Origin of the sequence: Kitasatospora sp. NPDC056076 (genome assembly GCF_042266305.1) — a bacterium.
Lineage (GTDB): Bacteria > Actinomycetota > Actinomycetes > Streptomycetales > Streptomycetaceae > Kitasatospora.
Genome location: NZ_JBHJWG010000059.1, coordinates 1 through 19,836, shown reverse-complemented (window position 1 = coordinate 19,836; position 19,836 = coordinate 1). Strand labels below are relative to the sequence as shown.

The 19,836-nt window shown below is 73.6% G+C and carries 20 protein-coding genes and 1 pseudogene; 12 read left to right on the top strand and 9 right to left on the bottom strand.

Annotated elements, in window-relative coordinates:
- Positions 1-97 precede the first annotated feature (97 nt).
- The 4 genes from ACFC1T_RS34050 (at position 98) to ACFC1T_RS34035 (ending at position 3,933) form a co-directional block, all read left to right on the top strand.
- Entirely contained in the window at positions 98-466 is a 369-nt protein-coding gene (locus tag ACFC1T_RS34050) for a hypothetical protein (protein ID WP_375895381.1), read from the top strand.
- Positions 467-794: 328 nt separating this feature from the next.
- Positions 795-1,892, top strand: a complete 1,098-nt coding sequence (locus tag ACFC1T_RS34045) for a sugar ABC transporter substrate-binding protein (protein ID WP_375895379.1) — start codon at positions 795-797, stop codon at positions 1,890-1,892.
- Between the two features lie 23 nt (positions 1,893-1,915).
- On the top strand, positions 1,916-2,710 hold the full coding sequence (locus tag ACFC1T_RS34040) for an ATP-binding cassette domain-containing protein (protein WP_375895376.1): 795 nt from the start codon (positions 1,916-1,918) through the stop codon (positions 2,708-2,710).
- Entirely contained in the window at positions 2,707-3,933 is a 1,227-nt protein-coding gene (locus ACFC1T_RS34035) for a sugar ABC transporter permease (RefSeq protein WP_375895374.1), read from the top strand. Before ACFC1T_RS34040 ends, ACFC1T_RS34035 begins: the two co-directional genes overlap by 4 nt.
- A gap of 311 nt (positions 3,934-4,244) precedes the next feature.
- Here ACFC1T_RS34035 and ACFC1T_RS34030 read toward each other — a convergent pair whose 3' ends face one another.
- Positions 4,245-4,412, bottom strand: coding sequence for a hypothetical protein (locus ACFC1T_RS34030; RefSeq protein ID WP_375895371.1), 168 nt, complete (start codon positions 4,410-4,412; stop codon positions 4,245-4,247).
- A 47-nt stretch (positions 4,413-4,459) separates the two neighbouring features.
- On the opposite strand from ACFC1T_RS34030, the gene ACFC1T_RS34025 reads away from it, so the two are divergent.
- Positions 4,460-4,744 (top strand): DUF397 domain-containing protein, encoded by a 285-nt coding sequence (locus ACFC1T_RS34025; RefSeq protein WP_375895370.1) that lies wholly within the window; start codon positions 4,460-4,462, stop codon positions 4,742-4,744.
- 67 nt (positions 4,745-4,811) lie between these two features.
- On the opposite strand, the gene ACFC1T_RS34020 is transcribed toward ACFC1T_RS34025, so the two are convergent.
- The 3 genes from ACFC1T_RS34020 to ACFC1T_RS34010 form a co-directional block, all read right to left on the bottom strand.
- Positions 4,812-6,449, bottom strand: a complete 1,638-nt coding sequence (locus tag ACFC1T_RS34020; RefSeq protein WP_375895367.1) for an alkaline phosphatase D family protein — start codon at positions 6,447-6,449, stop codon at positions 4,812-4,814.
- Between the two features lie 322 nt (positions 6,450-6,771).
- Positions 6,772-7,674, bottom strand: coding sequence for a neutral zinc metallopeptidase (locus tag ACFC1T_RS34015; RefSeq protein WP_375895365.1), 903 nt, complete (start codon positions 7,672-7,674; stop codon positions 6,772-6,774).
- Positions 7,675-7,929: 255 nt separating this feature from the next.
- Positions 7,930-8,754 carry a helix-turn-helix transcriptional regulator gene (locus ACFC1T_RS34010; protein WP_375895411.1) on the bottom strand — a complete coding sequence of 275 codons (825 nt, stop codon included), beginning with the start codon at positions 8,752-8,754 and terminating at the stop codon, positions 7,930-7,932.
- 189 nt (positions 8,755-8,943) lie between these two features.
- Here ACFC1T_RS34010 and ACFC1T_RS34005 point away from each other — a divergent pair, with 189 nt between their 5' ends.
- Complete coding sequence (locus ACFC1T_RS34005; RefSeq protein WP_375895408.1) at positions 8,944-9,531, top strand: class I SAM-dependent methyltransferase; 588 nt, start codon at positions 8,944-8,946, stop codon at positions 9,529-9,531.
- A 12-nt stretch (positions 9,532-9,543) separates the two neighbouring features.
- Here the strand turns inward: ACFC1T_RS34005 and ACFC1T_RS34000 are convergent, their stop codons facing one another.
- Entirely contained in the window at positions 9,544-9,741 is a 198-nt protein-coding gene (locus ACFC1T_RS34000; RefSeq protein WP_375895363.1) for a hypothetical protein, read from the bottom strand.
- 154 nt (positions 9,742-9,895) lie between these two features.
- On the opposite strand from ACFC1T_RS34000, the gene ACFC1T_RS33995 reads away from it, so the two are divergent.
- The 4 genes from ACFC1T_RS33995 to ACFC1T_RS33980 all read left to right on the top strand — a co-directional run bounded on the left by ACFC1T_RS33995 (position 9,896) and on the right by ACFC1T_RS33980 (position 13,627).
- A complete protein-coding gene (locus ACFC1T_RS33995) occupies positions 9,896-10,873 on the top strand; it encodes a GlxA family transcriptional regulator (protein ID WP_375895360.1) in 978 nt (325 codons plus the stop codon).
- Between the two features lies 1 nt (position 10,874).
- The gene (locus ACFC1T_RS33990; protein WP_375895358.1) at positions 10,875-11,606 is read left to right on the top strand and encodes an SDR family NAD(P)-dependent oxidoreductase; all 732 of its coding nucleotides are present in this window, start codon (positions 10,875-10,877) and stop codon (positions 11,604-11,606) included.
- A gap of 395 nt (positions 11,607-12,001) precedes the next feature.
- On the top strand, positions 12,002-12,643 hold the full coding sequence (locus ACFC1T_RS33985) for a hypothetical protein (protein ID WP_375895356.1): 642 nt from the start codon (positions 12,002-12,004) through the stop codon (positions 12,641-12,643).
- A 123-nt stretch (positions 12,644-12,766) separates the two neighbouring features.
- Complete coding sequence (locus ACFC1T_RS33980) at positions 12,767-13,627, top strand: NAD-dependent epimerase/dehydratase family protein (RefSeq protein WP_375895353.1); 861 nt, start codon at positions 12,767-12,769, stop codon at positions 13,625-13,627.
- A gap of 28 nt (positions 13,628-13,655) precedes the next feature.
- Here the strand turns inward: ACFC1T_RS33980 and ACFC1T_RS33975 are convergent, their stop codons facing one another.
- From ACFC1T_RS33975 to ACFC1T_RS33960, 4 genes are all read right to left on the bottom strand, one after another.
- Positions 13,656-14,447: a maleylpyruvate isomerase family mycothiol-dependent enzyme gene (locus ACFC1T_RS33975; RefSeq protein WP_375895351.1), complete on the bottom strand. Its 792-nt coding sequence runs from the start codon at positions 14,445-14,447 to the stop codon at positions 13,656-13,658.
- A gap of 97 nt (positions 14,448-14,544) precedes the next feature.
- Positions 14,545-16,647 (bottom strand): elongation factor G, encoded by a 2,103-nt coding sequence (gene fusA / locus ACFC1T_RS33970; RefSeq protein WP_375895348.1) that lies wholly within the window; start codon positions 16,645-16,647, stop codon positions 14,545-14,547.
- A gap of 354 nt (positions 16,648-17,001) precedes the next feature.
- Positions 17,002-17,532 carry a hemerythrin domain-containing protein gene (locus tag ACFC1T_RS33965; RefSeq protein WP_375895346.1) on the bottom strand — a complete coding sequence of 177 codons (531 nt, stop codon included), beginning with the start codon at positions 17,530-17,532 and terminating at the stop codon, positions 17,002-17,004.
- 46 nt (positions 17,533-17,578) lie between these two features.
- Positions 17,579-18,517: a DMT family transporter gene (locus tag ACFC1T_RS33960; protein WP_375895344.1), complete on the bottom strand. Its 939-nt coding sequence runs from the start codon at positions 18,515-18,517 to the stop codon at positions 17,579-17,581.
- Positions 18,518-18,565: 48 nt separating this feature from the next.
- Here ACFC1T_RS33960 and ACFC1T_RS33955 point away from each other — a divergent pair.
- Positions 18,566-19,087 (top strand): annotated as a pseudogene (locus ACFC1T_RS33955) (MarR family winged helix-turn-helix transcriptional regulator); the annotation flags it as partial.
- 132 nt (positions 19,088-19,219) lie between these two features.
- Complete coding sequence (locus ACFC1T_RS33950; RefSeq protein WP_375895341.1) at positions 19,220-19,756, top strand: DUF6328 family protein; 537 nt, start codon at positions 19,220-19,222, stop codon at positions 19,754-19,756.
- The last annotated feature ends 80 nt before the right edge of the window (positions 19,757-19,836 follow it).

Here is a 19,836-nt window from a genome sequence, read left to right as displayed (position 1 = left end):
CGGATGTCAGGGACCGCCCTGGCCCGCGCGTTCCTACGCTGGCGAGCACTGGCCCCGACCGCAGGTGGGGGCCGCCGCACCAGCGAGGGAGTACACCATGCGAAGGATCACCCGTACCCTGACCGCCGTCGCGATCACGGCCGCCGCACTGACCGCCGTGGGCACCGGCGGCGCCGGCGCCGCCGTCACCGGCGACTGGGCGGGCTGCCCGTCCGGCGCCGTCTGCGTCTACCCGCAGGACCAGAACCCGGCCGTCTCCCCCAGCGCCGTGTACTGGAGCTACGGCGCCCACAACCTCAGCGGCCAGTACGGCAACCACTGGGTGCTGAACAACCAGACCGGCGGCGCGCACGCCCACCTGTGCAAGAGCAGCGGCGGCGGCAACTGCGTGTACGACATCCCGGCCCAGAACGGCGTCTACTACGACCTCGGACCGATCAACTCGATCACCCTCGACCGGCCCTGACGATTCGTCAGGTCGGGGCTGTCCGACGATCGTGAGGTGCCCGCCGCATCAGGGGAGCGGCGGGCACCTCGCCGTCTCCCCGGCAGGACGGCGCGGCACTCCTGCCGCACGGCACCGCCCCCCCCGCCTACCGAGAAGCCGAGCCTTTATCCCGATACCACCGCCATGTCAAGCGCACACGCCGGGAAAACCAAAAGCGTTCACGAAGATAACGAATAGCAGGCGTTCGCTCGGAGTCTGGTTTTACTTCTTGACGCCATGTACGCGGTCAGGGTTGACTCCCCCCACCCCGCCGCACCGTCGCGGCGCCCCAGGGAGAGGCACCCGTATGAACGCCGTACTGCGTCGCGTACTCGTCCCGACCGTCGGCCTCGCGCTGGCGCTTTCCATGACCGCCGCCTGTGGCAAGGCCGGCGGCGACAAGAAGGACTCCGCTGCCTCCGGCGACAGCACCTCCATAGGCCTGCTGCTGCCCGAGAACGCCTCCTCCGTGCGCTACGAGTCCTTCGACCGGCCCTTCATCGAGGCCAAGGTCAAGTCCCTGTGCACGGGCTGCAAGGTGCTCTACAACAACGCCGAGGGCAGCGCCGCCAAGCAGAAGCAGCAGTTCGACACCCTCCTCACCCAGGGCGTCAAGGTCATCATCCTGGACGCCTTCGACGCCAAGTCCACCCAGAGCTGGGTGCAGGAGGCCGCCGCCAAGGGCGTCAAGGTCCTCGCCTACGACCGCCTGGCCACCGGCCCCGTCTCCGCCTACGTCTCCTTCGACAACGAGAAGGTCGGCGAGCTCCAGGGCCAGGCCCTGCTGGACGCCCTGGGCCCCCAGGCTCCCGACGCGAACATCGTCATGATCAACGGCGACGAGGCCGACCCCAACGCCGCCCAGTTCAAGAGCGGCGCGCACAAGGTCCTCGACGGCAAGATCAAGAAGGTCGTCTACGAGCAGTCCGGCCAGTGGAACCCCACCGTCGCCGGCCAGAAGATCGCCGCCGCCGTCACCCAACTCGGCAAGAACGGCTTCCAGGCCGTCTACTCCGCCAACGACGGCATGGCCGGCGCCATCATCACCCAGCTCCAGGGCTCCGGCATCAAGGTCCCCGTCGGCGGCCAGGACGCCGGCCTCGACGCCATCCAGCGCGTCGTCAACGGCGACCAGGCCTACACCATCTACAAGGCCTACAAGCCCCTCGCCGAGTCCGCCGCCGAACTGGCCGTCGACCTCCTCCAGGGCAAGGACGTGAAGTCCGTGGCCACCACCACCGTCGACAGCTCCACGGACAAGAACATCCCGGCCAAGCTCCTGGACGCCAAGGTCGTCACCAAGGCCAACATCGCCCAGACCGTGATCGCCGACGGCCTCTACAAGGCCTCCGACATCTGCACCGCCGACTACGCCGCCGCCTGCACCGCCGCCGGCCTCAAGTAGCCCACCACCCCCGAACATTCAGGATGGTTCATGTGACAGGCGCACCCGTCCTCCAGCTGCGCTCGGTCTCCAAGCGCTTCGGCGCCGTCCAGGCCCTCACCGACATCGACCTCGACGTCCACCCGGGCGAGGTCCTCGCCCTCGTCGGCGACAACGGTGCCGGAAAGTCCACCCTCGTCAAGACCATCGCCGGCGTCCACGCCGTGGACGAGGGCACCATCACCTTCCGCGGCACCCCCGTGCGCCTGGCCCGCCCCCAGGACGCCACCGCCCTCGGCATCGCCACCGTGTACCAGGACCTCGCTCTCTGCGACAACCTCGACGTCATCGCCAACCTCTTCCTCGGCCGCGAACAACTGCGCCACGCCCTGCTCGACGAAGTCGCCATGGAGCAACGCGCCCGCGACCTGCTGGACACCCTCGCCATCCGCATCCCCGACGTGCACGCCCCCGTCGCCGCCCTCTCCGGCGGCCAGCGCCAGGTCGTGGCCATCGCCCGCGCCCTGGTCGGCGAACCGTCCCTCGTGCTGCTGGACGAACCCACCGCCGCGCTCGGCGTCGAACAGACCGCCCAGGTCCTCGACCTGGTGGAACGCCTGCGCGACCGCGGCCTCGCCGTGATCCTGATCAGCCACAACATGGCCGACGTACGGGCGGTGGCCGACACCGTCGCCGTCCTGCGCCTGGGCCGCAACAACGGCGTCTTCCCCGTCGCCGACACCACCCAGGAACAGATCGTCGCCGCCATCACCGGCGCCGACGACAACGCCCACGCCCGCCGCCGGGCCCGCCGCGCCGAGGAGGAGGACGCCGCATGACCGCCCCCGCCCCCGACCCCCGCCTGCACGTCACCGCCCCGACCTGGGCCGGACGAGCCGACGCCGCCCGGCGCCGGCTCGCCTCCGGCGAACTGGGGTCGCTGCCCGTGGTCGTCGGACTGGTCGTCATCGCGATCGTCTTCCAGTCCGTCACCCACCACTTCCTGCAGGCCGACAACCTCACCAACATCACCCGCTTCATCGCCGGACCGGGGCTGATAGCCGTCGGCGTCGTCTTCGTCCTCATCCTCGGCGAGATCGACCTCTCCCTCGGCTCGGTCGCCGGCGCGTCCTCCGCCATCACCGCCGTCCTCGCCGTACGCCAGGGCTGGCCGGAATGGCTCGCCATCGCCGCCGCCCTCGCCGCCGCCTGCGTCATCGGCGCCCTGCACGGCCTGCTCTTCGCCCGCGTCGGCGTCCCCGCCTTCGTCGTCACCCTCGCCGGCATGCTCGCCTGGAGCGGCCTCCAGGAATGGGTCCTCGGCGACGCCGGCACCGTCAACAACCCCCACGACGGCATCGTCGCCGGCCTCGACTCCACCTTCCTCGGCGACGGCGACATCGCCTACGCCTGGGGCCTCGCCGTCCTCGCCCCCGCCCTCTACCTGCTCGCCCAACTGCGCACCGCCCGGCGGCGGTCCGCCGCCGGCCTGACCTCCCGGCCGCTCGCCGACACGGTACTGCGCACCGCCGCGCTGGCGGTGCTCGCCCTGGCCGCCGCGTACGCCCTCAACCAGGACCGCGGCCTGCCGCTGTCCCTGGTCGTCCTGCTCGGCGTGGTCGTCGCCACCGACTTCACCCTGCGCCGTACCCGCTTCGGGCGGCAGATCTTCGCCCTCGGCGGCAGCGTCGAGGCGGCCCGGCGCGCCGGCGTCAACGTCGCCCGCGTCCGGGTCACGGTGTTCATGCTCTCCGCGCTGCTGGCCGGCCTCGGCGGCCTCTTCTACGCCTCCCAGCAGGGCTCCGCCGACAAGCAACTCGGCAGCGGCAACGTCCTGATGATGGCCATCGCCGCCGCCGTCATCGGCGGCACCAGCCTCTTCGGCGGCCGCGGCAACACCTGGTCCGCGCTGCTGGGCATCCTGGTCATCCAGTCCATCACCACCGGCCTGGACATGGTCCACGCGGCCCAGGCCATCCAGTACATGATCACCGGCGCGGTCCTGCTCGCGGCCGTCGTCCTCGACTCCCTCACCCGCCGCACCCGGGCCGCCCGCAGATAGCCCGGCCGCCCGTCAACCCGCTCCCCGCCACCCCGAAACCCCGGGACGGCGGGGAGTCCGGCGTTCCGCCCCGCCCGCACAGCGGCCCACCTACGCCGACGAGTCCGGTATCGACCACCGAAGGGCACTCAACCCATCCGCTCCGACCCCGGTGAACAACCAACCGTCCCGCACTGGGCGACCATCCTGAGTGACCCTCACCACCGGACACACCAGCCTTCCGGAGGCAGCGCTCCGCGTAGCGCCCGCCTTCTCGCTCCACGGCGTGTCGCAGCGTCCGAGGCGCAGAGTCCCGATCTGCTGCCGGACCGTTACTCCTCAGGGTCGGTCGGATCCTCGCCGACCGGCACGCCCTGAACGAAGGTGACGTCGGGTTCGGAGGCAGGGTTGATCCAGCACCGCATGGTGATAACCGGGGAGAAGGACTTCGTGTCAGCGGCGAAGCCCCGTTCGGCCTGGACGAAGTCGGGGTTGGCCATGCCGACGGAGAGGCGATGCGCATGTCCAGCGGGTGCAGCGAGCGCGGATGGCGGCAGAACTCCACGAACTTGGAGCGGTTCTTGGTCTTCTTCACGCAGCCGGTGAAGCCGCCGTCCGGGTCCTCAGCGGCGAGGTCGGTGGTCGTGCCGACTGGTTCACATCCAGCTACGGCAGCAATGGCGGTCAGTGCGTCGAGGTGTCCGGCAGCATGCCCGGCCTCGTCCCCGTACGTGACTCGAAGGACCCCCAGGGACCGCGCCTTGCCTTCCCGGCGGACGCGTGGCGGTCCTTCCTGGCCGCCGTCCGGGCCGGGGAGTTCGGCGAGGTCTGAACCTACGGCAGCCTTCCGCCCCGCCGCCCCGGAAGCCGGGGCGGCGGGGCTTCGTCGTCGGCCGGCCTCAGGCCGGGTGGAGGCCCGGGTTGCCGGCCTCGGTCACGAAGGACGCGGCCGTGGAGACCGTTCCGCCGGGGCGGGTGATGTGGGAGACGGTGCGGTAGTCGGCGCGGGCCCGGTGGCGGTCCAACGTCAGGGTGGTGTAGCCGCGGCGGCCGTCGTAGAACTTCATGTGGGGGTTGGCGGCCGTCAGCGTGGCCCAGTTGGAGGGCTTCTCCTCGCCGTCGCCGTCGCTGCTGACGGAGGTGCCGACGATCTCCACGCCGACCGTCCGGGAGCCCGGGTCGTCGAAGTCCCGCTTGACGTCCATCGCGTAGGCCACGTGGACGTCTCCGGTGAGCAGCAGCAGGTTCTTCGTACCGGCCTCGTCGACGGCCTTGAGGAAGCGCTCGCGCGCCGCCGGGTAGCCGTCCCAGGCGTCCATCGACAGCTTCGAGCGCTCGGCGGTGGTGTTCTTGCGGCGGGAGAACACCACCTGCTGGGGCACCACGTTCCAGGTCGCCCGGGAACGCCGCAGCCCCTCGGCGAACCAACGCTCCTGGGTGGCGCCCATCAGGGTGCGGCGCGGGTCCTGGGACTCGGGTGTCGGGTACTGCCAGCCGTCGCCGTTGGCCTGGTCGTCGCGGTACTGGCGGGTGTCGAGGATGTCGAACTGCGCGAGCTGCCCGCAGTGGACCCGCCGGTAGAGGGTGAGGTCGGTGCCGCGCGGCTGGGGCAGGCGCAGCGGCTGGTTCTCCCAGTAGGCGCGGTAGGCGGCGGCACGGCGGGCGACGAAGGGGGCCGGGTCCTGGTTCTTCTCGGGGATGCCGGCGGCGTAGTTGTTCTCGACCTCGTGGTCGTCCCAGGTGACGTACCAGGGGTGGGCGGAGTGGGCGGCCTGGAGGTCGGGGTCGTTCTTGTAGAGGCTGTAGCGCAGCCGGTAGTCCTCCAGGGTGACGGTCTCGTGGTCGAGGGCGGCGGGCAGGACGCGGTCGGTGTACTTGCGGTCGCCGCCGGCCGCGTCGATGCCGTACTCGTAGACGTAGTCGCCGACGTGGAAGACGGCGTCGAGGTCCTCGTCGGCGAGGTGGCGGTAGGCGGTGAAGTAGCCGTCCTCGTACGCCTGGCAGGAGACGACGGCGAAGCGGGTGCGCTCCGGGCGGCGGGTGCGGGCGGGGGCGGTGCGGGTGCGGCCGACGGGGCTGGTCCAGGCGCCGACGGTGAAGCGGTAGAAGTAGCCGCGGGCCGCGTCGAGGCCGTCGACGTCGACGTGGACGGCGTAGTTGAACTCGGCGTGGGCGCGGACGGAGCCGCGTCGCTCGACGCGGCGGAAGCGCTCGTCGCGGGCGATCTCCCAGCCGACCCGGACGGATCCGGCCGGGGGCAGGCCGCCGCCGGGTTCCAGGGGGCGCGGAGCGAGGCGGGTCCACAGCACGACGGCGTCGGGCAGCGGGTCGCCGGAGGCCACGCCGAGGGTGAACGGGTCGTCGGTGATCAGGCGCGGCGCGAACTCGGGGGTGTCGGCGTGGGCGGAGGGCAGGTTGACGGTGAAGGCGAGCGCGGCGGCGGCCGAGGTGACGGTCAGGAAGCGGCGCCGGTCCAGGCGCGCGGCGGCCTCGCGCAGCAGGCGGTCGGGCGAGGGGCGTTCGGCGGGACGGGGCATGGCGGGGCGGCCTTTCGCTGCTGGGGGCGGTTCGACTCCGGGGGGTGTGCGAAGGAATTGGAGTGGACCGCTCCGTACGCCGGAGGTCCGGACCCGGGCGGCGGGGTGATCATCCGATGGGAGATTGGTGAAGGTCCGACAGATGCCCTGATATCTGGAGGAATCCGGGCGATGAGCCTCCTTTCGCAGGACACGGGACGGACCATCGTGCGGGAACGGTGCACGCCCGGGCCGTTTCCGGCCCGGGCGTGCAAGGGGTTGGTCAAGCGGGTGTCCTGGGGATCGGTCGAGCGGGCGGGCCGCGCCGGATCCCTCCGGGAGGTCAGATCCGCCCGGAGAAGGTGTCGCACTGGGTCATGTCGCCGCCGCGGTAGCCCGTCGTGAACCAGGCCTTGCGCTGCGCGGAGGAACCGTGCGTCCACGCCTCGGGGTTGATCCTTCCGGTGGCCTGCTTCTGGATCCGGTCGTCACCCACCGCCGCCGCCGCGTCCAGGCCCTGGGCGATGTCCTGATCCGTCAGCACCGAGATCAGCGGACGGCCGGTGGAGGCCTGCGGGGTCGTGGTCGCGTGGTGCGCCCAGACCCCGGCGTAGCAGTCGGCCTGCAGTTCCAGGCGTACCGAGGCGCTGTCCGCGCCCTGCCGGTCGTTGCCGACCTTCTGCATGGTGCCGAGCAGGTTCTGCAGGTGGTGCCCGTACTCGTGCGCCACCACGTACGACTCCGCGAACGGGCCGCCCTTGGCGCCGAAGCGGCTGGACAGCTCGTCGAAGAACCCCAGGTCGAAGTACGCCATCCGGTCACCGGGACAGTAGAACGGGCCCACCGCCGACGTCGCCAGACCGCAGGCGGTGGAGACCCGGTTGGTGAACAGCACCGTCTGGGCGGGCTTGTACGCCACCTTCGTACGGGCCGGCAACTCCGCCCCCCAGAACTCCTGCAGGCTGTTGGTCACCGCCGTGATCCGGCAGTCCTGACGCTTGTTCGCGTCCACACCCTTCTTGCAGGACTCGCGCACCTCGCTGTCCGTCCGCGCCCCGGTGGTGGAGGAGCCGCTGCCACCGCCGTCGGACAGGCCCAGCAACTGCGGATCGACCCCCAGGATGACCGCGAACAGCACCGCGATCAGGCCCACCGCTCCGCCGCCGAGGGCGACCTTCCCACCCGGAATGCCCCGCCGGTCGTCCACCTGCGAGGTGTCGAGGTCGCCCTCGTCATCGAACTGCATCGCCCCTGCCTGCCCGCTTCTGTCGATCCATCGGTGTGCCGGTGTGCCGGTGTGCCGAGGTGTCGGTGTGTCGACGTGTCGGCGTGTCGCGTTGGTGACGTTCTGTTCCGTCCCCGGCCCGCTCAGCCTACGGGGCGCCGGGCCGGACACGCGGCAGCCGGCGCAGCACGCGAGCGAGGTCACACCCGCCCGCACCGGACCGACGCTCCGGCCGACCCTGCGGGCGGGCGCACGGTCCGCCCGCCCGCCCGGGCGTCACACCCCGGCACCGACCACCCGCAGCAGCTCCAGCCGCGAGGCGCTCTCGCTGCCCACCGCGGCCGTGTGCACCAGCAGCAACTGGTCCTCCCCGCCCGCGGCCAGCACCTCGCACTCCAGCACCAGTTCCCCCACCACCGGATGGCACACCCGTTTGGCCCCACTGCGCCTGCGCGCCACCTCATGGCGCCCCCAGTGGGCAGCGAACTCCGGTCCCGTCGCCAGGAGTTCGGCGAGCAGTCCGGCCACCCGCGGATCACCCGGGCGGGCCGCGTGCGCCGCGCGCAGGCCCGCCACGTGGGCGCGGGCCAGGGCCTCGTGGTCCTCCGGCGGGAAGAGCGCCCGGCTCGCCGGGTCGGCGAACCAGCGCAGCAGCAGGTTGCGCCGGCCGGAACCACCGGCGTCCCCGAACACCGCCGCCGCCATCGCGTTCTGCGCCAGCACGTCCCCCACGTCCGAGACCACCTGTGCGGGCACGTCGTGCAGGCGGTCCAGGATCAGCAGCAGTCCGGGCCGCACGTGCGCGTGGGCGCCGTGGCGGCGCGGCGGCTCGTGGCCGGCCAGGTGGAACAGGTGGTCGCGCTCGTCCTCACTCAGCCGCAGCGCCCGCGCCAGGGCCGCCAGCAACTGCGGGGAGGGCTGCGGGCCGCGGCGCTGCTCCAGTCGCGCGTAGTAGTCCACCGACAGTCCGGCCAGCTGCGCCACCTCCTCCCGGCGCAGCCCGGGCGTACGGCGCCGGGCACCGGGCGGCAGGCCGAGGTCGGCGGGCGTCAGACGGGCACGGGCGCGGCTGAGGAAGTCGGCGAGGGCCTCACGGTCGATCATGGTGCCCAGCATGGCGCGCTCCGGGGCCGGTAGCCAGGGCCTACCGGTCCGGGGCTGGGCGGGCTCCAGGGTCGGTCGGGCTCCAGGGCCGGCCGGGCCGCGGGTGGTCTAGAGTCGTGGCCCGTGTCCGGATCCTCGTCACCCTCCTCCTCGTACCTGCGCACGACCGCCGACGCCTACGACGCGATGGCGGAGCGCTACGCCGACTTCGTGAGGGACGGCCTGGCCCACCTGCCGCTGGACCGCTCCCTCGTCACCGCCTTCGCCGACCTGGTGCGCGAGTCCGGGTCCGGCCAGGTCGCGGACCTGGGCTGCGGGCCCGGCTACCTCACAGCCGCGCTGGCCGAGCACGGCCTGGACGCCTCCGGCATCGACCTCTCGCCCGCACTGATCGCCATCGCCCGCCGGCGGTACCCGCGGCTGCGCTTCCGGACGGGATCGATGGGTGCCCTGGCGGTGGGCGACGGAGAGCTGGGCGGGGTCGTGTCCTGGTACTCGCTGATCCACACCCCACCCGAGCAACTCCCCTCCTACCTGGCCGAGTTCCGCCGCGTGCTGGCCCCTGGCGGGTACGCACTGCTCGGGTTCTTCGAGTCCGAGGGCGATCCCGTCACCCCCTTCGACCACAAGGTCACCACCGCCTACCGCTGGCCCGTCGACCACCTCACCCACCTCGCCCGCGAAGCCGGCCTCACCGAGAACGCCCGCCTGCTGCGTGAGCCCGGCGAGGGCGAGCGCTTCCGCCACGGCCGGCTCCTGCTGCGCGCCGTCTAGGCCCTGTCCGGGCTAGTGGCTCGTCTCCGGCAGGAGCCCGTCGACCAGGTGCGGACACAGCTCCCTCAGCATGGCGAGAATCGCATCCGCGTCCGCGAAGGTCAGCTCCTCGACGAAGAAGGACTCCGCATGCTGCGTCGCGCACTGCGGCGTGGGCCGGTACTCGTCTCCGAAGAGGCAGCGGGCGTGCTCCGTCAGCGTGCTGTGCATGCCGGCCAGCCTACGACGGCATGATCCGCCGGACGGGCGCGGGCCGACCCCGGGTAGAGCGCACGGCACCCGGGGCGCGCCGCGCGGGGCGTGGCGCGATCCGTGGGGTGCTCGTCGTTGACGCCGTCGACGCCGCTCGGACAGCCTGGCAGGCATGCGTCAGGTGGTGTTCGTGGTGTTCGAGGGATTCCAGTCGGTCGACCTGGTCGGCCCCCATGCGGTGTTCCATTACGCGCAGGAGGCGGTCGGCAGCTACGACTGCCCGGTGGTGGCCCCCCGCGCCGGTGCGGTCCGCTCCTCCAGCGGGCTGACGCTGCACGCCACCCACGGGATCGCGGACCTCGCCCCCGAAGGACTGGACACCCTGGTCGTGATCGGCGGCCCCGGCGTCAACGACGCGCGCCACGACCCCGCCCTGGTCGCCTGGATCACCGCGGCGGCGTCCGGCGCCCGCCGGGTCGCCTCGGTGTGCAGCGGCGCGCTGCTCCTGGCCGCCACCGGCTTCCTCGCCGGACGGCGGGTCACCACCCACTGGGCCCGTGAGCGCCAACTCGCCCAGGAGCACCCCGAACTGACCGTGGACTGCGACCCGATCTTCATCCGGGACGGCCCGGTGTGGACCTCCGCCGGCGTCAGCGCCGGCATGGACCTCGCACTCGCCCTCGTGGAGGACGACCACGGGCCGGAGCTCGCCCTGGCGGCAGCCCGCGAGATGGTGCTGTACCTGCGCCGGCCCGGCAACCAGTCACAGTTCAGCGTCCCCCTGTGGTCGGCGCAGCCGACCAGCGGGCCCGTACGCACAGCCGTACGGGCCGTCCAGGACGACCCCGGCGGGCGGCACGGCCTCGCAGAGCTCGCCGCCCGGGCCGGCCTCAGCCCCCGACACCTGCAACGGCGCTTCGCCGCGGAGGTCGGCACGGGACCGGCCGCCTACGTCGAACGCGTACGGATGGAAGCGGCCCGACGGGCCCTCACCGAGACCGACGAACCGGTCGCCGCACTCGCCCGCCGCCTGGGCTTCGGCACCGCCGAGACCATGCGCCGCACCTTCCACCGCCACCTCGGCATCGCCCCCGACCACTACCGCGAACGCTTCGGCCACTCGACCACCCACGCACTCCCGGAGAACTGACATGAAGACACAGCCCGTCACCGTGGTCACCGGCGGAAGCCGCGGCATCGGCGCGGCGATCTGCCGGCGCCTCGCAGGCGAGGGCCACGACATCGTCCTCGGCTACCACACGGACGGCGCCGCCGCCGAGGCAGTCGCGGCGCAGGTCCGTGACCACGGCCGCACCTGCCTGACCGTACGGGCCGACACCGCCGAGGAGGCGGACGTCGAGCACCTCTTCGACCGGGCCGCACAACTCGGCCCCCTCACCGCCCTGGTCAACAACGCCGGGACCAGCGGCCCCAACGGACCACTGGCCGAAGCCGACCCGGCCGGGATCCGCCGCGCCCTGGACATCAACATCCTCGGATACCTGCTGTGCGCCCGCCGCGCCGTCCAGGACATGGCACCTACGGGCGGCGGAGCGATCGTCAACATCTCCTCCGCCGCGGCCACCCTCGGCAGCCCCGGACAGTACGTCCACTACGCCGCCTCCAAGGCCGCCGTCGACGCCATGACCGTCGGACTGTCCAAAGAAGTCGCCGGACAGCGCATCCGCGTCAACGCCGTCGCCCCCGGCACCATCTGGACCGACTTCCACCAGGACCCCCAACGCCCCGCCAAAGCCGCCGCCAACATCCCCCTCGGCCGCGCCGGCCGGCCGGAGGAAATCGCCGCGGCGGTCGCCTGGCTGCTGTCACAGGACGCCTCGTACACGACCGGGGCGATCCTCCGAGTGGCGGGCGGACTCTGACCCGAACCCGACACCCAGGGGGGGTACCCCCACTCGCCAGAATGACAACGGGACGCCGCACGTGGACCCCGCAGGAACGCGCCACGCACCCCTGACACCCCGCCCGGCCGTCACGGCCGGAGCTGGCGGGCGAGCCCGGCACAGGTCGTTCGAGAGAGCCCGACCGACGGACCGGGCACCTCGCGATCAGACGTTCGCCGGCCCAGGACGAGACCCTGCGCATCGGCGAGAGCCGCCCCCGCCCACCGCGCGGAGCGTTGCCAGTCGCCTTGACCGAGTCGGCCAGAACCGCCGCCGACCGGGCGAGGGGGCCGCGCGCGGCGGCGGGGCGACGGAGCCGGTGCCGGGGTGCGGCCGGACACTGGTGGGCCCGGACGCCAGGCAGGAGAAACCCCATGGACGAGCGCAGCCTCCCCCACCTCCCGGGCCGCCCGGACCCCGGCGGGAGCCGGCCGGGCAGCGGGCAGGCCGGGGTGCTGGGCACGGCGCTGGCCGGGGTGCTGGCGGCCGCGCTCGCCTCGGGGTCCTGGCAGTGGTTCTCCACCTACCTCGGGCTGACCCTGCTCGCCGTGGTCTTCGCCTTCGCCGACCCGCCACTGCGCTCAACCCGTGCGCACGGTACGCCCGGTACGCCCGGTGCGGGGATCGGCCGCGGTCGCCTGCGGTCGCTGGCGGCCTACTCGCTGGTCGTCGGCCTGTGCGCGGCCCTCGTCCTGGCCCCGGCGATGCAGCGCTGGGCCTGGCTGCTGCCGATGCCGGGCACCCGCGCCGAGTGCGCGCGCCTGGGCGACTACGCGGCGCTGAACGCGCGGGCCGCCCTCGGCGCGCTCGCCGACCAGGGCGCCGGCGCGCTGGCCTCCGCGCAGCGCACCCAGGGCCGGGTCGCCGTGAACGACTGCCTGGCCTCGACGACGACGTTGTGGCTGCCGGTGTACGCGTCGGCGGCGGCGCTGCTGACCGCCCTCGCCGTCCACCTCACGGGCCGCCCCCGCGCGGCACACAGCGGCCCGGGCCGCACAGGCGACAAGGACCGGTAACAGGACCGGCGGTCCCAACCAGGGATCGGGAATCCCTGGATCAGCGGGTCTCTGTCGGCGGCCGGGCGGGGCGGGCAAGCTGGTGCACGTCGGAGAGCACAACTCCTGTGAGGGGAAGCAAGCATGACGAAGATCCTGGTGACGGGGGCGACCGGTTCGGTGGGGCAGCGTCTGGTGCCGCGCCTGGCGCGGTGGGCCGGGGCCGAGGGTGGCTCGGTGCGGGTGCTGGTGCGGGACGCGGCCAAGGCGCAGGCGCTGGGGCTGGACGGGGTGGAGACGGTGGTCGGGGACGTGTGCGAACCCGCCGACCGGGCGCGGGCGTTGGCGGACGTCGACGTGGTGCTGAACGTGGCGGCGGCGCTGCGCGGGGTGCCGGACGAGCAGGCGTGGGCGGTCAACCGGGACGCGGCGATCGCGCTGGGCCGGGAGGCCGCGAAGGCCGGGGTGGCGAGGTTCGTGCACACCAGCACCAACCTGGTGTACGGGCGGGGGCTGGGCCGCCCGGCCGTGGAGGAGGACCGGTTGGCGCCCGATCCGGCGTGGGGGGTGTACGCGCAGTCCAAGGCGCAGGCCGAGGCGGGACTGCGCGAGTTGGCGGACGAACTGCCGCTGGTGGTGGCCCGGTTGGCGTTCGTGTACGGGGAGGGCGATCCGCACCTGGCGCAGTCGCTGCACTGGGCCGCGTCCTGGTCGGCCCACCAGCGGCTGGCGGTGGTGCACCACGCGGACGTGGCGCAGGCGCTGTGGCGGGCGGTGGTGACCCCGGGGATCGAGGGCCGCACCTACAACGTGTCGGACGACGCGCCGCTGACCGCCTGGGACCTGCACGTCCTCAACGGCCGCACCCACCCCGGCACTTCGGCACCGGAGGCGGAGTTCGACCCGTGGGAGGGGCAGGTGTCGACCGCGGCCGCCCGCCGGGACCTGGGCTGGCGGCCGCTGTTCCCGTCGGCGTGGGCGGCGGCGCAGGCCGGGACACTGTGACCACCGCCCACCCCGGGCCGACCGGTGATCAGGCGCTCGGGTCCCAGTCGATGAGCTGCTGGAAGACCTGACGGTCGCCGTCGATGTTCATGGCGTCCAGCGAGAAGCGGCCGTAGCAGAAGAGGACCAGCTCGGAGGCACTGCCACGGGCGGAGACATCCGCAGGCGTGGCGGCGGCCCCGGTCGGGTGGTCGGTCAGGCGCTCGACCTGGACGCCGTCGGCGCCCAGGTGCAGGCGCCAGGAGCGGCCCTCGGTGGCGTGGTAGTCGATGACCGCCGGGGTGTGCGGCCAGGCGACGGGGGTGGCGACACAGGTGAACTGGAACTCCTCGACGCCGTCGAGCGCGACCTCCTCGGGCAGCATCTCGGCCGCTCCGTTGGCGAGTCCGGCGTCGTAGGTGTGCACCGCGCTCTCCTGGACCCGGTGGCGGGCGACGCCGCCGGCGCTCTGCGGGGTCTGCGAGCCGGGCCACCACGTCCAGCAGTCGGCCTCGGCGCCGACGGCGCGCAGGGTGTCCAGCAGCTGCTGGGTGGAGTCGGCCAGCCAGGCCGTCAGGGCCTCGCGCTCGCGGGGTGCGACGATGGCGGCGCGAGCGGCGACGGCCTCGGCGGGGGGCCCGTCGGCGGGACCGGCGGCGACGATCGCGGCCCAGAAGCGGTCTCCGCTGCCCAGGTGCCGGGCCAGGTCGTGGAGCGTCCACTCGGGGCAGCTGGGGACCTTGGCGTCGAGGTCGGGGGCGGCGGCGATCGCGGCGCGGAAGGCGGCGGAGCGGTCGTCGATCAGACGCAGCAGGTCGGGGAAGTCCGGGTTCTTGTGCACCCGGGAGTTCTACCACCGTACGGCGACGGCGGACCAGCGGTTTTCTCGGGAGGCAGGGACCCGGCCCTCCCCCGGACGGGGAGGGCCGGGTCGCGCCTCAGCGGGCTGCCCGGCCGGCCGCAGAGGCCGCGGGAACCGTGGGGGCCGCGAGCGCCGAAGCCGCCGCGGGGGCCGGGGCGTAGCCGGCCGGCCGGGTGGTGAAGGTGCCGCGCCCCTGGGTACGGCTGCGCAGCCGGCCCGCGTAGCCGAAGAGTTCGGCCAGCGGTACGAGGGCGTCGACCTGGGCGGTGCCGCCCGGGCCGGGCCGGGTGCCCTGAACGGTGGCGCGGCGGGCGGCGAGGTCGCCCAGGACGGTGCCGAGCGCGTCCTCGGACACGGTGACGCTCACCTGCGCGAGGGGTTCGAGCAGGTGGAGCCGGGATGCGCGCAGCGCCTCGCGCAGGCCCTGACGGGCGGCGGTACGGAAGGCGAGCTCGGAGGAGTCCTTGGGGTGGGTGAGCCCGTCGGTGAGCGTGACCGCGACGCCGGTGACCGGGTGGCCGCCGAGCGGGCCCTCGGCGAGGGCGTCGCGGCAGCCGGCCTCCACGGCCTGGACGTACTCGCGCGGGACGCGCCCGCCGGTGACGGTGGAGGTGAAGGTGAAGGCCTCGTCGGCGGGGGCCAGGTCGAGGACGATGTGGGCGAACTGGCCGGACCCGCCGTCCTGTTTGGCGTGCCGGTGGGTGAAGCCGGTGACGCCTTCGACCAGCGCCTCGCGCAGCGCGACGCGGGGGCGGCCGACGACGGCCTCGACGCCGGCGTCGCGGCGTACCTTCTCCACGGCGACCTCCAGGTGCAGTTCGCCCAGGCCGGACAGGGTGCGCTGGCCGGTTTCGGGGTCGGTGGCCAGGCGCAGCGAGGGGTCCTCGTCGGTGAGGCGGGCCAGGGCGGCGGTGAGCTTGTCGGTGTCGGCGCTGCGGCGGGCCTCGACGGCGACGGTGACGACGGGTTCGGCGCTCACGGGTGCCTCCAGGAGGATCGGGTGGTCGGGGTCGCACAGGGTCGCGCCGACGCGGGTGTGCTTGGGGCCGATGACGGCGACGATGTCGCCGGCCAGGGCGTGGTCGGTCTCGGTGTGGCGGTCGGCCTGGACGCGCAGGATGCGGGCGATGCGCTCGGTGCGGCCGGTGGCGGCGTCGAGCAGGGTGGCGCCCTTGTGCAGGGTGCCGGCGTACAGGCGCAGGTAGGTGAGGCGGCCGGTGGGCGCGGTGGTGACCTTGAACGCGAGGGCGGTGACGGGCTGCCCCGGGTCGGGGAGGCGCTGTTGGGAGCCGTCGGCGGCGGTCACGGGCGGGGTGTCCAGGGGTGAGGGCAGGTAGGCGAGGGCGGCGTCCAGGAGGGGTTCGACACCGCGGTTGCGGTAGGCGGAGCCGGCCAGGACGACCACGGCCTCGCCGGTGCGGGTGAGGTCGCGCAGGGCGGTGGTGAGGGTGTCGGTGCCGAGGGTGGCGTGGGTGCAGAACTCCTCCAGGGCCCGGGGGTCGAGTTCGGCCACGGCTTCCTCCAGAGTGCGGCGGCGGGCGGCGGTCTCGGCCGCGAGGTGGTCGGGGACGGGGCCCTCCGTCAGGGTGCCGTCCGCGTCCCAGGTGAGGGCGCGCAGGCGGACGAGGTCGACGAGGCCGGTGAAGGCCTCCTCGGTGCCGATGGGCAGGTGGACGGCGAGCGGGTGGGGGTGCAGGCGTTCGCGGATGGAGGCGACGGCGGCATCGAGGTCGGCTCCGGCGCGGTCGAGCTTGTTGACGAAGGCGATCCGGGGCACGCCGTGGCGTTCGGCCTGGCGCCACACGGATTCGCTCTGCGGCTCGACGCCCGCGACGGCGTCGAAGACGGCGACGGCGCCGTCCAGGACGCGCAGGCTGCGTTCGACCTCGTCGGCGAAGTCGACGTGGCCGGGGGTGTCGATGAGGTTGATCCGGTGCCCGGCCCAGGCGCAGCTGACGGCGGCGGCGAAGATCGTGATGCCGCGGTCGCGTTCCTGGGGGTCGAAGTCGGTGACGGTGGTGCCGTTGTGGACCTCGCCGCGCTTGTGGGTGCTACCGGTGAGGTAGAGGATCCGTTCGGTGAGGGTGGTCTTGCCGGCGTCGACATGGGCGAGGATGCCGAGGTTGCGGACGGCGGCGATCGCGGCGGTGCCGATAGTGGTGGTGGTGTGGGTGCGCATGGCCCGGTGCCTTTCGAGGCGGTGCTACGGGTGGAAGCGCGATTGGCACAGTGCTGCCGCTGAGTTCTGACGCTCCGCCAGAACATTGACGAGAATGGGCCCTTGACAGGTTTCTAAGGGCGGCGTTCTCAGACGGTGACGGCACTGTTCCGGTGCCGGCCGCGCAGCGGGCACCGGAAGGGCGAGGACACCAGGATCACCTCGTACCGCGAGGCGGGAGAGGGGGCGGCGGCGCTGTGCTTCGGCATGGCCGTCCCGCCCCCTCTCCGATTGCTGTCGTCACGGTCGGCCGCGCATTCGAGGCGCGGCTGCGGGGCGAGTCTAGGGAGGGCGGACTCGCGTCGGCGAGGGGTTTTACGGTGCGCGGAAGCGCAGGACCGGCCCCGACCAGTCCTCGCGGCCGCCGACTCCGGTGTCCAGGGCGGCGTCCAGAGCGGCGCCGATGGCGCGTTCCTCGTAGGCGAAGTGCGACTCCATGATGGCGGCGAGGCCGTCGAGTTCGCGCCCGACGGCCTCCAGGTCCGCAGCCCGTACGGCCTGTTCGGCGAGGTCGCGGACCCGGGCGAGGATGTGGGTGATGAGGTCGTGGTCCTCGGCGAGTTTGGCGACGGTGGGGGCGAGGTCGGGCCGCTCGCGCACCAGGGCGGCGAACAGGCCCTGGTCCTCGCCATGGTGATGGTTCGTCAGGGCGGTGCAGAAGGCGAGGCAGTGGGCGCCCAGGGAGTCATCGGGCATGGTCCGGCGGCCCAGGCCCGTGCGGAGGTTGGTCAAGCGGCGGCGCAACTCGTTGTGCGCCTGGGAGAGTTGGAGACTGAGAGCGGCCGTTCGGCCGCGCGAGTACGGGGAGGCCACGAGCGGGCGGTCCCTTCGGTTCCGCACCTCCATGCCTGGCGCGGTCCGCCATCGGCACGCGATGCTGCCCGCCATCCGATCACGTGCCACGACACCGCCGCAAGCCCGGCCCCGAGGCCGAGGCCGTCGGCGCCGTGGGGTCGGCGGACGCACCGGTGTCCGGCACGGCCGCGCGGGCGCGGGGGCGCCCGAGCAGGATCCCGGCGGCCACCAGCACCAGGCCCGCCCCCTGCCGCAGCCCCAGTGCGTCGCCGTCCAGCGCGGTGCCCAGCAGCACCCCGGCCAGCGGGTTGAGCAGTCCGAGCAGGCCGACGGTGCCGGCCGGCAGGTGCCGCAGGCCCGCGAACCAGCAGGCGAAGGCCAGCGCGGTGGCCACCAGCGTGACGTAGCCGAAGGCCAGCAGGGTACGAGCCGAGAGCGCCGGCGGGGCGCCCTCGGCGAGGACGGCCGGAGGGAGCAGCAGCAGGCCGCCGGCCGTCAGCTGCCAGGCGGTGGCGGCCAGCGGGTCGGCGCCCTCGCGCCAGCGGGCGGCCAGGACGTAGCCGACGCAGGAGACCAGCATCGCGCCCGCCGAGGCCGCCAGCCCCCTCCCGTCGGGCATCCCGTCGCCGCCGAGGACGGTGAGCGCCACCCCGCCCAGGCCGATCACCGCCCCGGCCAGGTGGGCGCGGTGCGGGTGCTGGCCGGCCAGCACCCGGGCGGTGAGCAGCATGGCCAGCGGGGAGGCGGCCATGACGGTGGCGGCGGTGCTGGTGGGCAGCAACTGGGAGGCGAGGTAGAGCAGGACGAAGAAGACCGCGGTGTTGAGCAGGCCGAGCACGGCGCTGCGCCACCACCAGGGACCGCGGGGGCGGCGGCGGGCGAGGGCGAGCAGCAGCAGTCCGGCGGGCAGGGCGCGCAGGGCGGCGCCCCACAGGGGCTGGTCGGCGGGCAGGTAGGCACGGGTGACCCAGTAGTTGGTGCCCCAGGCGAGGGGGGCGAGGGCGGTCAGCAGGACCCACCGGGCATTGGCTTCCATGGAAGACAATATAGCTTCCTTGGAAGCTACTGGAGGTAGGATGGGCCCATGGACCCCACGGACCACGCTGATCACACCGATCACGCCGACCACGTCGCCCTCATCCAGGCCCAGTGGCACCGCGAACGCCCCGACCTCGACGTCTCCCCGCTGGCCGTGATCGGGCGCCTGCACCGCCTCGCCGACCGCCTCACCGCCGAACTCACCCTCGTCTTCCAGCGCTACGGGCTGAGCGAGGGCGAGTTCGACGTGCTCGCCGCGCTGCGCCGCGCCGGCACCCCCTACGAGCGCGCCCCCGGGGAGCTCGCCGCCCACACCATGGTCACCACGGGCGCGATGACCAAGCGGATCGACCGCCTGGAACGCGCCGGCCTGGTCACCCGCCGCCCCGCCGAGGACGACCGGCGCGGGCGCGTGGTCGCCCTCACCGACGCCGGGGTGCGCCTGATCGACGAGGCGTTCACCGCCCACCTGCGCAACGAGCACCGCCTGCTCGCCCACCTCGCCCCCGAGGAGGCCGCCGCCCTCCAGGCCCTGCTCACCGCCTGGCACCGGCGCCTGGACGCCCCCGGAACGCCGGGGCCCGGCACGACCCTTCCGACTGCTCCCGACCCCGGCCCGGGCTCCGACCCCGACTCCGGTCCCGACCCCGACCCTGACGACGGTCCCGGCCACGGGCGCCGGCCGCGCACAATGTGACGCATGAGCACCCCTCCCCCGCCCGGCCCCGACCCCGACCCCGGCCGCCCCGACGAGTCCTCACCCCCGCCGCCGGGCTGGGAGAACCCGGCCGTACGGGCCGACCGACGCCTGGTCGAACTGCTCCAGGAACTACGGGTGCTGCAGACCGGCGTCCAGATCGTCTTCGCGTTCCTGCTCGGCGTCGCCTTCACCCCGCGCTTCTCCGAACTCTCCGACGCCCAGCAGGACATCTACGTCACCACCCTGCTGCTGACCGTCGTCGCCGCCGCCGTCCTGGCCACCCCCGTCGCCCTGCACCGCGGCCTCTACCGCCACCCCGGCAAGGCCCGCATCGTCGACGTCTCCGCCCGCATCGCCCAGTACGGCCTGCTGCTGCTCGCCAGCGCCCTGACCGGCGCCGTGCTGCTGGTCCTGGACGTCGTCCTCGGCCCGGCGCCCGCCGTCGCCATCACCGCCGTCATCGCGCTGATCTTCGCCACCCTCTGGTTCGCCCTGCCGTGGGCGGTGCGCCGCGCCGCCACCCGCGAGCGGCCCTGACGGGCCCGGACGGCCCCGTCGCCCCCGCCCGGGTCGGCGGGCCCGTTGGCCGCCGCCCGCGTGCCCGTAGCGAGTACGGG